Genomic DNA, 11,770 nt, shown 5'->3' on the forward strand with positions numbered 1-11,770 from the left:
TTATCGTTTATAGAAGATGTGGTCAATCAGGCCATATTCTTTGGCCTCTTCTGCGGACATGAAGTTGTCACGCTCACAGTCGGCAGTGACAACCTCCAAAGGCTTGCCGGTATTTTCGGACAAGATCTTGTTCATCCGCTTTTTGATAATCTCCAACCGCTTCAGGTGAATGGCCATATCCGTGATCTGCCCCTGCGTACCGGCGGAGGGCTGGTGAATCATAATCTCCGCATTGGGCAGAGCGATGCGCTTCCCTTTGGCGCCGGAAGAGAGCAGAAACGCCCCCATACTGGCCGCCATACCCACGCAGATGGTAGACACATCACATTTGATATACTGCATGGTATCATAGATGGCCATACCATCTGTCACGGAACCGCCAGGGCTGTTAATGTAAAACTGGATGTCTTTATCCGGGTCTGTGCCCTCCAGATAGAGCATCTGCGCCACCACTAGGCTGGCGGTTGTGGCATTTACCTCTTCTCCCAGGAAAATAATACGGTCGTTCAGCAGGCGGGAGAAAATGTCATAGGAACGCTCTCCGCGGTTGGTCTGCTCTACTACATAGGGGACTAAACTCATAGTCTTGGTACTCCTTCTGTCCATCTTATCGAAGAACCATACAGGTTCAATCTGTGCCAGCCAATCCCGCTGCGGGCGGGAATTGGTCAATTCCCGCCTGGCACCGGCCAGTCTGCCCACACACCAGAGTATACCCGGCGGCAGGTAGATTATACCAATTCAGAGCAAATCTTAATCCTCTCCGCTCGTCTCTGCCGGGGCTTCTTCCTTCTTGGCAGCAGTCTTGCGGGTGCGCTTTGGCTTCTCCGCGGCGCCCTCTCCCTCACTCTTCTTCTTTGTGGTCTTTTTCTTCGGAGCTTTGCCGGCCTTGGCGCTGTCAAAGACCAAATTGGCGGCTTTCTGGCGGGCCAGATCCTTCTTCAGATCCTCTATGATAATCGCCTTGCGCAGCTGCTCATCCGTCATGCCGTATTGCTCGGCCAGACGTTTGATCTCAGCTTCCGCGTCCTCGTCAGAGATCTGGATGTTCTCAGCGGCCACAATCGCGCCCAAGGCCAAATCACTCTGAACCTGCTCCAAGGCGGCTTCTTTGGCCTGCTCCCGCACCTGATCCATGGTCATCCCCGTCATGGCCAGATACTGCTCGAAGGGAATGCCCTGAGAAGTGATGCGCTGGGCATAGTTATTTGCGACCTTATCGGCCTCATACTCAACCATGGCGTCGGGGATTTCTACTTCCATATTGTCCACAACCTGCTGGATCAGGGCGCGCTCAAAGGCGCGCTGCGCATCTCCCTCCCGGCGGGTCTTCAGCTTCTCCCCCAGATCCTTCTTCAGATCTTCCAGGGTGTCAAACTCAGACACATCCTTGGCAAACTCATCGTCCACCACAGGCAGCTGCTTCTCCTTGACCTCGTGGACCTTGACCTTGAACACGGCGGCGGCGCCGGCCAGCTCTTCAGCGTGGTAGTCCTCGGGGAAGGTGACATTCAGTTCCCGCTCATCGCCGGCCTTAACCCCTACCAGCTGATCCTCGAACCCGGGGATAAAGGAACCAGAACCCAGCTCCAGGGTGAAATTCTCCGCCTTTCCGCCGTCAAAGGCGACGTCGTCCTTGAAGCCCTCAAAGTCAATAACCACAGAGTCACCCATCTTGGCCTCTCGCTCCACGGTGACCATGCGGGTGGCCCGGTCGATAAAGGGCTTCAGCTCATTGTTGATGTCCTCATCAGTGACAGCGGCGTCGGCCTTCTCCGCGGTGAGGCCCTTGTACTCCCCCAGCTTCACCTCGGGGCGGACGGTGACGGTGGCCTTGAAGGTGAGGCCGTTCTTGCCGACCTCCTGAATCTCTACGTTGGGCCAGGACACAACGTCCAGATTCTCCTGCTCTACCGCCTTGGTATAGGCGTCGGGATAGACCTCGTTGACGGCGTCTTCATAGAACACGCCGGAGCCGTACATGCCCTCGATGATCTTCCGGGGGGCCTTGCCCTTGCGGAAGCCGGGGACGCTGATTCTGTTGCGCTGCTTTTTATAGACCTTCTCTACGGCAGCCTCAAACTCCTCGCCGCTCACCTCGATGACCAGCTCGACTGTGCTCTTCTCCTGCTTTTCGACGCTCTTGACATTCATGTTGTTTACTTCCTCCTAGCATTCCGCCGGCACCAGACAATAGACGGCGGCGGCTTCATTTACAATATCTGTTTGATTATATCAGGAATTCAGACAGATTTCCATACTTTCGGTAAAAATATTTCCAAGCACCTATTCCGCAATTTGGACGGGGCGGAATTGAAGGTAATCCGCCGCCACGAGATGGTACGCAATGCCGCTCCAGTCCCCCTCTATGGCCAGCCGGTGACTGGCGCCGTGGAGATGGCCGTAATAGCATTTTTTTACGCCGTACTGTCCAAGCAGAGTGATGATCTCCGGGCAGACATATCCCTGATAACGGGGTGGATAGTGGAGAAAGCACAGCTTTTCCCCCTCACCTGCCGCTTTCAGCGACGCCTCCAGCCGGATGAGTTCCCGGTTGAAGACCTTCTCGTTGTGGCCGGCCGCGTCTTCCTCATAAAACCACCCTCTGGTGCCGCACAGGGCATAATTCCCATAAAAGTAGCAGTTGTTGTGGAGAATGTGCAGGCTGTCAAACCCCTTCTCCGCCCAGAATCGCTCCATCTTGGCGGCGGTGTTCCACCAGTAGTCGTGGTTGCCCTTTACAATGAGCTTCCGGCCGGGAAAGGAATCTAAAAAGGCGAAGTCTGCCTCGGCCTGCTCCAGACTCATCCCCCAGGAGATGTCGCCGCACAGGACCAACGTGTCCTCCGGCTGGAGTACGGACAGGCCCTGTCTCAGCTTATCCACGTAACCCTCCCATTTGCCGCCGAATATATCCATAGGCTTGTCCACCGTCAGAGACAGGTGCGTATCCCCTATTGCGTAAAGCGCCACCGGATCACCGCCTTAGGACAGGAAGCCCAGCACCACGTTTACCATTCCCTCCCGGGAGGTGGTCTGGTCAAACCGAACCGCGCGGTCCTTCAGCGCCGCCAGCGAGGCGGGAGCCTGGACGCCGGTATACTGGGTCAGCTGGTCAATCACAGCGGTGCCTTGGGCAATTTTTTTCTCTCCCAAGGCGTCCAGCACATCGGCGCAGAACTTGAACGGGCTGGCGGTGGATACCACAATAGCCGGGATATTGTCCCCGGTCTCTGCCCGGTACTGCTCCAGAACATGGAAAGCCACTGCACTGTGAGGATCGGCCAGATAGCGGCTGTCGCTCCACAGCTTGGCGATCGTGGCCTTGGCCTGTGCGTCATCACAGTACCCGGCGGCAAAGTGCTTTTGGAACTTGGACTTGATGTCCTGGCTCACCTCATACCAGCCCTCTCTCACCAACAAGTCCATGTAGCTTTGGACCTGCTCTCCGTTGTGGCCGGAGAATTCAAAGAGCATCCGCTCCAGGTTGGAAGAGATGAGGATGTCCATAGAGGGCGAGATAGTGTTGTAAAAGGCCCGGTTCTTATCGTATACGCCGGTATTGATAAAGTCAGTGAGTACGTTATTCTTGTTGGAGGCGCAGATCAGCCTGCCCAGAGGCACCCCCATCTCCTTGGCGTAGTAGGCGGCCAGAATATCGCCAAAATTACCGGTGGGGACGCAGACGTTGACAGCCTGCCCCTTGGCAATCCGTCCCTCCCGAAGCAGATCGCAGTAGGCGGAGACATAGTAGACAATCTGCGGCAGCACCCGGCCCCAGTTGATGGAGTTGGCGGAGGAGAAGAAATAGCCCTGTGCCGCCAGAGTATCCCGAAGAATTTCGTCGGAAAACAGCCGCTTTACCCCAGTCTGAGCGTCATCAAAATTACCCTGCACCGCGCAGACACCCACATTGTCCCCCGCCTGAGTCAGCATTTGCAATTCCTGAATCTCAGACACGCCGTCCTTGGGATAGAAGACAAGAATTCGGGTCTGCTCCACATCTCGGAACCCCTCCAACGCCGCCTTTCCTGTATCACCAGAGGTAGCCACCAGGATGCAGGCGGTCTTTTGCTCCGCATTCTTTTGCAGCGACGCGGTCAGCAGGTGGGGCAGCATCTGAAGGGCCATGTCCTTGAACGCGCAGGTGGGGCCGTGCCACAGCTCCAGACTGTAGGTATTGGAATCCACCTTGCGGACAGGGGCCACCTCCTTCACGTCAAACTTCTGGTTTCCGTAGGCGGCCTGGGCAAAGGCGGCTACCTCAGAGGTGGAGAAGCCGTCCAGATATGGCTTCATCACATAGACCGCCCGCTGCTGGTAGGACATATCCAGCATGGTGTCCAGGGCGTTGGGGGAGAGCTTGAACAGGAGCTCCGGCGTAAACAGGCCCCCATCATAGGCCAGGCCCTGGGCAATTGCCTCAGAGACAGGGCGCTTGTGCTTGCTGTTGCGTGTGCTTACATAGTACATACTTCGTTCACAACCCTCATCATATTGTCAAAAAAGATGGCATGGACCAGCTCTTCGCTGTAGTTGCGCTGGAGCAGCCGGTTATAGATTTTCTCAATGTCCTGGATTCCGTCAATCCCGTCAGGCATCTCATCATAGCAGCCGTCCAGATCACCGCCCATGCAGACATGCTTCTCTCCGTCCAGCGCCAAAAAATGCTCCATATGGGCAACAACAGTGTCAACGGTGGTGGGTTCCCCCAGGAAGGTACGGTACATATTGATCCCCGCCGCCCCATTATGGCGTACGATCTCCCGGAACATATCATCAGTCAGGTTGCGTGGGTGATCGCACAGGGCCCTGGAGCAGGAGTGGCTGGCCATAAAGGGTCCTGTAATCAGCTCTGCCACATCCCAGAAGCCGGGATCAGACATGTGGGAGACATCCACCAGCATGTGCAGCGCCTCCATTTTTTTCACAAAGGCTCTGCCCTCGGCAGTAAGTCCCTTGTCCGCCTCATCCTCCGTGGTTCCGCACAGAATGTTGGCGGCGTTCCATACAGGGTTGATGGCCCGCACCCCCATTTCCCACGCCTCCTGAAGCCCATCCAGGGAGCAGTCAATGAGATCGGCACCTTCAATGGACAGGAAAGCGGCCCGCTTCCCTGCGGCAAAGGCGGCGGCAGCCTGGGCACCGGTGCGGCATTGGATAATACGGTCCTGATTTTCCGCCATCTCCCGCTGGAAAATGGCGTATTCCGCCCGGAAGACATCCCGGCGGGTGACCCCGGGCTTGAGTACCTCATCGGCAAAGAGGGCAAAGAACTGCCCCCATGCTCCAATATACTCCCCCCGTTTCAGGTCCTGATTTCCAAAGTTCTCCCGGATACCATAGCCATAGCGGTAACACCGGGTCATGGTATCACAGTGCCCGTCAAACAGGTCCATATCATCAGCCTCCTTGTTATCGCTTAAAACGCGTTTTCTATGTAGGTCAGCTCTGGAGCCTGGGTCTTTATTCTCTGGGGTGCCCACAGCTCAGCCACATCAAACTGGGGCTGCTTTTCCGTGGGGTGCTCCGCCAGATAGAGTTGGGCGGTCATCCGCAGGCGCTGCTGCTTGCGGAGATCCACCGACTCCCGGCCGGAGAGGACGCTCTGTTCGCTGCGGGTTTTTACCTCCACAAACCGCAGGGAGCTGTCGTTCTCCGCAATCAGGTCGATTTCTCCGTAGCGGGTGCGGTACCCTGATGCGGTAATGTGAAACCCCCGGCTCTCCAGATAGCGAGCTACAAATTCCTCGCCCCAGCGGCCCAGACCGCCATCCTTCCCGCCCCTCACCGTGCTTTGAGGAAGGTCCTGCGGTGGACAGGACTGGGGCCGTACTCCTCCAGCAGCGCAAAGTGTTGCTTGGTACCATAGCCCTTGTGGGTGTGAAATTCATACTGCGGATACAGCCGGGACAGCTCCTCCATATGCCGGTCCCGGCTCACCTTGGCCAGAATGGAGGCGGCGGCAATACTGGCGCTCAGACTGTCCCCTTTAATAATGGTCTGGTGAGGGGTAGTGATGGCGGCGGTTCTGCCATGATCCCGGTTTCCGTCAATTAAGGCAAAGTCCGCTGGCAGGGCAAGCTGGTCAATAGCCTTTTGCATGGCCTTCATACGGGCGCTTAGAATGTCGGTACGGTCAATCTCTTGTGCGTCTACCCAGGCCACCGCCCAAGCGGCTGCACACTCTTTAATCTGGTCAAACAGCACATTCCTCCGCTTTGGGCTCAGCTTTTTGGAGTCATTCAGACCCTCCGGCGCCCGCCCAAAGGGGAAGATCACCGCAGCAGCGTAAACCGGGCCGGCCAAGGGACCCGCCCCCGCCTCGTCACAGCCGCACACGGCACAATATCCCTCCTCTGTGGCTTGACGCTCATATTGCCACAGATCTGGGGTCTGCCAATCCATCATGTCTCCTCCTCTGTGGGGCAGATGTCTTCTGGAGCCTCCAGTGTAAAGCGCCCCAGCTTGCCGCCCCGGTATTCATCCAGCAGAATCCTGGCCATACGCTCTGTGTCCGGTTCACCGCCGGAGATGAGGAAGCCCCGCTTCTTCGCGGCCCGCTCCAGCAGCTCCCAGCCCTGGGCGCAGGGATCAGGAGCCAGCTTATACCGCTCCAGTGCCTGTGGATACCGCCGGTTCAGCAGCTCCATAAAGTGACAGGCCAGCGTCTCCACATCCATAACCTCGTCCTTCACCGCGCCCGTAAAGGCCAGGTTCAGCCCGATAGACTGATCCTCAAACTTGGGCCAGAGAATCCCTGGCGTGTCCAGCAGGTCCAGGGAGGCGTCCACCGCCACCCACTGCTTGCCCCGGGTGACGCCGGGCCGGTCTCCTGCCTTGGCGGACTTCCGCCGGGCCACCTGGTTGATAAATGTGGACTTGCCTACATTAGGCACTCCGACAATCATAGCGCGGATGGGACGGCCCACCTGCCCCTTCTCCTTCCACTGCTCCAGCTTTTCCCCAAGGGCGGCTTTGGCGGCGGCGGAGAACTGACCACCCCCCTTTCCGTCTTTGGCGTTGGCCTCTATCACGGTATAGCCCCGGCTCTGAAACCAGCCGGTCCACACTTTCGTCTGGGCGGGATCTGCCTGATCCGCCCGATTCAGAATGATAATGCGGGGTTTGCCCCCTACCAGGTCCTCTACATCCGGATTGCGGCTGGAGACGGGAATGCGGGCGTCTACCACCTCAGCCACCAGATCTACATATTTCAGATTTTCCGCAATCATCCGCCGGGTTTTGGTCATATGGCCAGGGTACCACTGAATATACATCCCGCACCTCCGCTGGATTTGAATACAGGTACACTTTTAATCATAACATTATACACAATCCAGCTTCAGAAAAAAAGCCCTTTCTTCCTAATTTGGTATATAAAGCAAAAAAGAGAGGCGCCCGCCTCTCTTTTTTGTGGATGCAATTAGATGCGCTCCTTGACCTTGGCGCGCTTACCCACCCGGTCGCGCAGGTAGTACAGCTTGGCCCGGCGCACTTTACCGTGGCGGATCACTTCCACCTTCTCAACTGCGGGCGCATGGAGGGGGAACACCTTCTCCACACCTACACCGTAAGAGATGCGGCGGACAGTCATCGTCTCCTCCAGGCCGCCGTGCTTCTTGGCAATCACGGTGCCCTCAAAGACCTGGATACGCTCCCGGCTGCCCTCTTTGACGCGGATGTGGACGCGGACTGTGTCGCCAATCTTGACGACAGGGGGCTCCGCCTTTAAGTGCTTTTCAGTAAAAGCCTTCATGAGATCCATGGATACTTCCTCCTAATTAATAGGCGTTCATGCCGGCATTCTTCCGCCGCAGAGGACCACCCGTTCTTCAGACTTGGTTAGTGTACCACACCCTCTGTCCGATTGCAAGGAAATTTTACGGAAAAACTGCGCTTTTCTCCGGTAATTGCGTGTACAAACAGCCAGGATCCGGTCAAAAGCAGCGTTGGATTTCTAGTTTTTCCCATCAACCAAAGCCCAGAAAATGTTACTCCCAGGGACAGCCCGGTGGACAGAGCCCGGTCCAGGCCCTCCCACCTCCTTCCTGCCAGCAGAACAGCCAGGGCCCGGCCGCCGTCCAGGCCGGAGACAGGAAGAAGATTAAACAGTGCCAGCCCAAGATTCAGTCCAGCGAAGAGATAGGCCTTCTCTCCTGCCTGAACCGCTCCAAACGCCAGCAGCAGGTTAACCCCCGGGCCCGCCAGGGCGACAGCCATCCGCGCCCACCGTCCCTGAGGGCCGCCATGGGCCAGGCGCATCTCCGCTCCTACGCAGGTCAGCCGCAGCAGCGTCACCCGGCCGCCGCACAGCCGGAGCGCACAGTAGTGTCCCAACTCGTGAAGGACACAGGCCGCCCCTACCCAGAGGAGCAGTCCGTCGGTATCCATATAATAGAGGAAGGCGGCCAGGAGAAGAAATCCACCGCTGATCTCCACCTCCATGGGCAGGCGCCGGTGGCTAGATGGTCTCAATATAATAGATGGGGTTGAGCCGCACCCCGTCCCGCTTGAGCTCAAAGTGGAGATGGGGGCCGGTGGCATTGCCGGTCTCCCCCGCCTGGGCCACGATATCGCCGGCGGCAACGCTCTGCCCCTGCTGGACCAGCAGCTTGTCGCAGTGGGCGTAAAAGCTGGTGACGCCGTTGGAATGTCTGATTTGCAGATACAGGCCGTAGACTGGGCTGTCGCCGATATAATCTACAGTTCCGCCGGCAAAGGCGGCCACCGGTGTACCTAAGTTTACCGCCAGATCCACGCCGTTATGAAACTTTTCGCCGCCGTCCACCGGGTGCTCCCGCCAGCCGAAGGCGGAAGAAACCCAGCCCATCACCGGAGACACTGTCTCACCCACATCCAAGCGGTACTGATCCATAGTGGTGTTTTCCGGGAGGTCTGGCCCGGTATAGTCCACCGGGATCACCTCTGGTTCCGCCGCCGGGACAGCGCAGGTGGCTGCAAAGGGGTTGAGAACTGTCTGACGGTCCGGCTCCGGCGCCTGAAGCTGCCCCTCCGTCCAAAGATAAGCGCCCGCATCCAGAGTACGTCCTTGTCCCAAGGATGTCATCTCGTGTTGGAACCGTGCGCCAGGTGTTGTGGCCGGGGCGGGCTGGGAGACTGGGGCTGCGCCGAATACGCTGGTCCACAGCCCGCCCAGGGTCTCAATAACCGGCTCTCCCTCTGAGAGGGAGCGGCCCAGACTGGAAAAGGCGGCGGTGAAATCCATATCGGTGTGGAGCAGCCGGGCAAGGTCATCCCGAAAGACAATCAGTTGGTCTGGAAATACCTGCTTCCCAATAAAGACCGTTAGGAAAATTCCAAAACACACCAGCAGCTGGACAAGCCGCCTCCGTTCCCGGACGCCTAGAGATACCCCACGGACATTACGTTGCCGCTGAGTTCCGCTCCGGGGGTGGTCCACCCTTCCCTGCCGTCTTCTGACCCATTCCTGATATGTCATGCCCTCCATTCCGGCGACCCCCTTCTGTCAAAGCATCTGTTTCTAAACTCTATGATAGAAGGTCAAGCCATATGACAACGACGTGGTAATGTCTTCCGGAAAAACAATAAAAAACACAGCCCATTTCTTGTCATGGACTGCGTTTTTGGTCCCCCGACCGATTTCAAATCCGAACTTTTATGTCCTCAAAAGTAACCCGTTCTGTGCCTTCTTTGTAGTTGAAAGTAATCAAAATATAATCATCAAAGATCGTAACCGAGTTCACAAAGCTGTCGATCAGTCTCCGCCGTTCTTCAAGTTTTGTTACGTCTAAGGTGCGGAACCGGAAAATCCAATAGGTCACATCCTCACGGGAGAGCAGTGGGTGCTTCATTTCCTCCTGAATGATTTGCAATTCAATTTTCTGCCTGGATTCCTCCAACTCGTCTAACCGCTGTTTGGTGGAGGCGTTGATGATACCGGCCTGGATTGCGTTCAGCATATTCGTGATGCCGCGATCCGCATCCTCCAACTGTTTACGCAGGGCCGGGAGTACTCTGCTTTCTCGTCCCTGCAAATCCATTACTGTATCTGTGATATACTCTACAAAATTGTCATCCATGATCCTCGCCATCACAGAATTGACCACAGCATTTTCCAGTGGGAGCTTTTTGACACTTTTATGCTTGGCGTTGCAGACTTTATATTTCTTCGTATTCACACAGCGGTAATAATGATATTTCCGATTGGTGGAGCTTGTGCCGCTCTCTCCCACCATCATAGCCCCGCAAATGCCGCAGAATAATTTCGTCGTCAGCAGATAGTCGTCCTCCGCTTTATGCCGGGCGGGGGCCTTTTTGTTTTTGGCCAGCTTGCTCTGCACACGGTCAAATAATTCTTGAGGAACGATGGCGGGGATGCCGTCAGGAATAACGATCTCCCGATATTTGTACTCGCCCAGGAACTTCCGATTATGCAGGATTGCCGCCACAAAGTTGAGGTCGATTGTCTTGCCCCGCACAGTAGTCACGCCGGTATCATTGAGATAGTCCCGTATACCTTTCATGGTTTCGCCATTGTCATAGCGTGTGAAAATTTCCAGTACGACAGGAGCAGTACGCGGGTCGATTTGATAGTGCCGGTCGTTGTCAATGGTGTAGCCGAATGTCGGTGTGCCGCCATTGTATTTGCATTTCAAAGCGTTCTCTGTGTGGCCTCGGATCACCTTCTCCGACAACTCGGCAGAGTAGTATTCTGCCATGCCTTCCAGCAGTGATTCCAGGATGATACCCTCCGGTCCTTCCGAAATGTTCTCCGTGGCGGACAGAACCCTGACGCCAAACTTTTTGAGCTGCGCTTTGTAGTGTGCGCTGTCATATCGGTTTCGGGCAAAGCGGTCCAGCTTCCAGACGAGGACTACATCAAAGAGTCCCTTGGCGCTGTCTCTTATCATCCGCTGAAAGTCCGGGCGGTTGTCCGTTTTAGCGAATAAGGCCCGGTCAATGTAACTGCGGACAATGGTAATGTCGTTCTTTTGGCAGTAGGCCGTACACTCTCGGAGCTGACCCTCAATGCTTTCCTCCCGCTGATTGTCGCTGGAGTAACGGGCGTAAATCACTGCTTTCATTTTTCTTTCTCCGCCTCCTCCAGTATTTTCGTCAGTACCTCTTTCAGCCGTTCACTTATAGGGGAGGCTGGGTCAAAGCACATATCCACAAACAGTTTCAAATCAGAATTGCCCTGCTCGATACGGGGACGATGTTCATAGAGTTTGCCCTGCGGTTTGTCACAGCGACCGAAAATATAGTCCAAAGACACATCGAAGTAATCTGCGTAAGCGATGAAATTCTCTGCATTGGGGCAGGACAAGTCGCGCTCATAGCGGTCAATGGCGGACTGGCTGACGCCCAGCACTTTTTCTACTCTGCAAGGCTTGACAAGGCCGCAAAAATCCGATACAATCATTTTGTAAATTTCATACATCTACTAACGTGCAGGCGAGGTCGAGAACATCTTGACACCGCCTGCACATTCCGTTTCCGAGAGGGGGATGCCTATCAGATTGTAGTGATGCTGGACATTGCACTCAAATCACATAACGGATGGAGGACAATGCTTGGTAAAAAAGAAACCCAATGACCACGGCACCGGCATCCCACTCCACGAGGTGGAGGCTCTGGCGAGGGTCCTGCTCCCGGAGATACAGAAATTCTTTGAGAGCGAGGAAGGGCAGCGGGAGTTCCGCAAGTGGAAAGAGGAACAGCAGGTCAAAGCAGCACAGTAAAAATATTGGTGAACCGGGATTGCTTCCGGTCCACCAACATTTGA

14 protein-coding genes are annotated in these 11,770 nt (G+C 55.9%); 1 reads left to right on the plus strand and 13 read right to left on the minus strand.

Annotation, left to right across the window (positions count from 1 at the left end; translation table 11 throughout):
- The 13 genes from clpP to D1159_RS06430 all read right to left on the minus strand — a co-directional run bounded on the left by clpP (position 1) and on the right by D1159_RS06430 (position 11,407).
- Positions 1 to 606 (minus strand): ATP-dependent Clp endopeptidase proteolytic subunit ClpP, encoded by a 606-nt coding sequence (gene clpP, locus D1159_RS06370; RefSeq protein ID WP_279280008.1) that lies wholly within the window; start codon positions 604 to 606, stop codon positions 1 to 3.
- 147 nt (positions 607 to 753) lie between these two features.
- Entirely contained in the window at positions 754 to 2,154 is a 1,401-nt protein-coding gene (gene tig / locus D1159_RS06375; protein WP_161844845.1) for a trigger factor, read from the minus strand.
- Between the two features lie 132 nt (positions 2,155 to 2,286).
- Positions 2,287 to 2,973, minus strand: coding sequence for a metallophosphoesterase (locus tag D1159_RS06380; RefSeq protein WP_161844846.1), 687 nt, complete (start codon positions 2,971 to 2,973; stop codon positions 2,287 to 2,289).
- 12 nt (positions 2,974 to 2,985) lie between these two features.
- Complete coding sequence (gene thrC / locus D1159_RS06385) at positions 2,986 to 4,473, minus strand: threonine synthase (protein WP_161844847.1); 1,488 nt, start codon at positions 4,471 to 4,473, stop codon at positions 2,986 to 2,988.
- A complete protein-coding gene (locus D1159_RS06390; RefSeq protein ID WP_161844848.1) occupies positions 4,461 to 5,399 on the minus strand; it encodes a membrane dipeptidase in 939 nt (312 codons plus the stop codon). The genes thrC and D1159_RS06390 overlap by 13 nt, the downstream gene beginning before the upstream one ends.
- 23 nt (positions 5,400 to 5,422) lie before the next feature.
- Positions 5,423 to 5,791, minus strand: coding sequence for a YraN family protein (locus D1159_RS06395; RefSeq protein WP_161844849.1), 369 nt, complete (start codon positions 5,789 to 5,791; stop codon positions 5,423 to 5,425).
- Positions 5,788 to 6,411: a ribonuclease HII gene (locus tag D1159_RS06400; protein WP_161844850.1), complete on the minus strand. Its 624-nt coding sequence runs from the start codon at positions 6,409 to 6,411 to the stop codon at positions 5,788 to 5,790. The genes D1159_RS06395 and D1159_RS06400 overlap by 4 nt, the downstream gene beginning before the upstream one ends.
- Positions 6,408 to 7,280 carry a ribosome biogenesis GTPase YlqF gene (gene ylqF / locus D1159_RS06405; protein ID WP_161844851.1) on the minus strand — a complete coding sequence of 291 codons (873 nt, stop codon included), beginning with the start codon at positions 7,278 to 7,280 and terminating at the stop codon, positions 6,408 to 6,410. Before ylqF ends, D1159_RS06400 begins: the two co-directional genes overlap by 4 nt.
- Positions 7,281 to 7,426: 146 nt before the next feature.
- Positions 7,427 to 7,768 carry a 50S ribosomal protein L19 gene (gene rplS / locus D1159_RS06410; protein ID WP_161844852.1) on the minus strand — a complete coding sequence of 114 codons (342 nt, stop codon included), beginning with the start codon at positions 7,766 to 7,768 and terminating at the stop codon, positions 7,427 to 7,429.
- A gap of 77 nt (positions 7,769 to 7,845) precedes the next feature.
- Entirely contained in the window at positions 7,846 to 8,448 is a 603-nt protein-coding gene (locus D1159_RS06415; RefSeq protein ID WP_202620961.1) for a site-2 protease family protein, read from the minus strand.
- Between the two features lie 16 nt (positions 8,449 to 8,464).
- The gene (locus D1159_RS06420; protein ID WP_161844853.1) at positions 8,465 to 9,472 is read right to left on the minus strand and encodes a M23 family metallopeptidase; all 1,008 of its coding nucleotides are present in this window, start codon (positions 9,470 to 9,472) and stop codon (positions 8,465 to 8,467) included.
- A gap of 154 nt (positions 9,473 to 9,626) precedes the next feature.
- On the minus strand, positions 9,627 to 11,069 hold the full coding sequence (locus tag D1159_RS06425; RefSeq protein ID WP_161844854.1) for a recombinase family protein: 1,443 nt from the start codon (positions 11,067 to 11,069) through the stop codon (positions 9,627 to 9,629).
- Positions 11,066 to 11,407: a helix-turn-helix domain-containing protein gene (locus tag D1159_RS06430; RefSeq protein WP_243152146.1), complete on the minus strand. Its 342-nt coding sequence runs from the start codon at positions 11,405 to 11,407 to the stop codon at positions 11,066 to 11,068. The genes D1159_RS06425 and D1159_RS06430 overlap by 4 nt, the downstream gene beginning before the upstream one ends.
- Before the next feature lie 151 nt (positions 11,408 to 11,558).
- Here D1159_RS06430 and D1159_RS19145 point away from each other — a divergent pair, with 151 nt between their 5' ends.
- Positions 11,559 to 11,726: a hypothetical protein gene (locus D1159_RS19145; RefSeq protein ID WP_202620962.1), complete on the plus strand. Its 168-nt coding sequence runs from the start codon at positions 11,559 to 11,561 to the stop codon at positions 11,724 to 11,726.
- Positions 11,727 to 11,770: the final 44 nt, after the last annotated feature.

Origin of the sequence: Pseudoflavonifractor sp. 524-17, from assembly GCF_009935845.1 — a bacterium.
Classification (GTDB): Bacteria; Bacillota; Clostridia; order Oscillospirales; family Oscillospiraceae; genus Pseudoflavonifractor_A.

What these genes read in the sequence shown, in the direction of transcription:
- clpP (WP_279280008.1), bottom strand. Translation starts at nt 606, where the DNA reads ATGGACAGAAGGAGTACCAAGACTATGAGTTTAGTCCCCTATGTAGTA.
- tig (WP_161844845.1), bottom strand. Translation starts at nt 2,154, where the DNA reads ATGAATGTCAAGAGCGTCGAAAAGCAGGAGAAGAGCACAGTCGAGCTG.
- thrC (WP_161844847.1), bottom strand. Translation starts at nt 4,473, where the DNA reads ATGTACTATGTAAGCACACGCAACAGCAAGCACAAGCGCCCTGTCTCT.
- D1159_RS06390 (WP_161844848.1), bottom strand. Translation starts at nt 5,399, where the DNA reads ATGGACCTGTTTGACGGGCACTGTGATACCATGACCCGGTGTTACCGC.
- D1159_RS06400 (WP_161844850.1), bottom strand. Translation starts at nt 6,411, where the DNA reads ATGATGGATTGGCAGACCCCAGATCTGTGGCAATATGAGCGTCAAGCC.
- ylqF (WP_161844851.1), bottom strand. Translation starts at nt 7,280, where the DNA reads ATGTATATTCAGTGGTACCCTGGCCATATGACCAAAACCCGGCGGATG.
- rplS (WP_161844852.1), bottom strand. Translation starts at nt 7,768, where the DNA reads ATGGATCTCATGAAGGCTTTTACTGAAAAGCACTTAAAGGCGGAGCCC.
- D1159_RS06415 (WP_202620961.1), bottom strand. Translation starts at nt 8,448, where the DNA reads ATGGAGGTGGAGATCAGCGGTGGATTTCTTCTCCTGGCCGCCTTCCTC.
- D1159_RS06420 (WP_161844853.1), bottom strand. Translation starts at nt 9,472, where the DNA reads ATGGAGGGCATGACATATCAGGAATGGGTCAGAAGACGGCAGGGAAGG.
- D1159_RS06425 (WP_161844854.1), bottom strand. Translation starts at nt 11,069, where the DNA reads ATGAAAGCAGTGATTTACGCCCGTTACTCCAGCGACAATCAGCGGGAG.
- D1159_RS06430 (WP_243152146.1), bottom strand. Translation starts at nt 11,407, where the DNA reads ATGATTGTATCGGATTTTTGCGGCCTTGTCAAGCCTTGCAGAGTAGAA.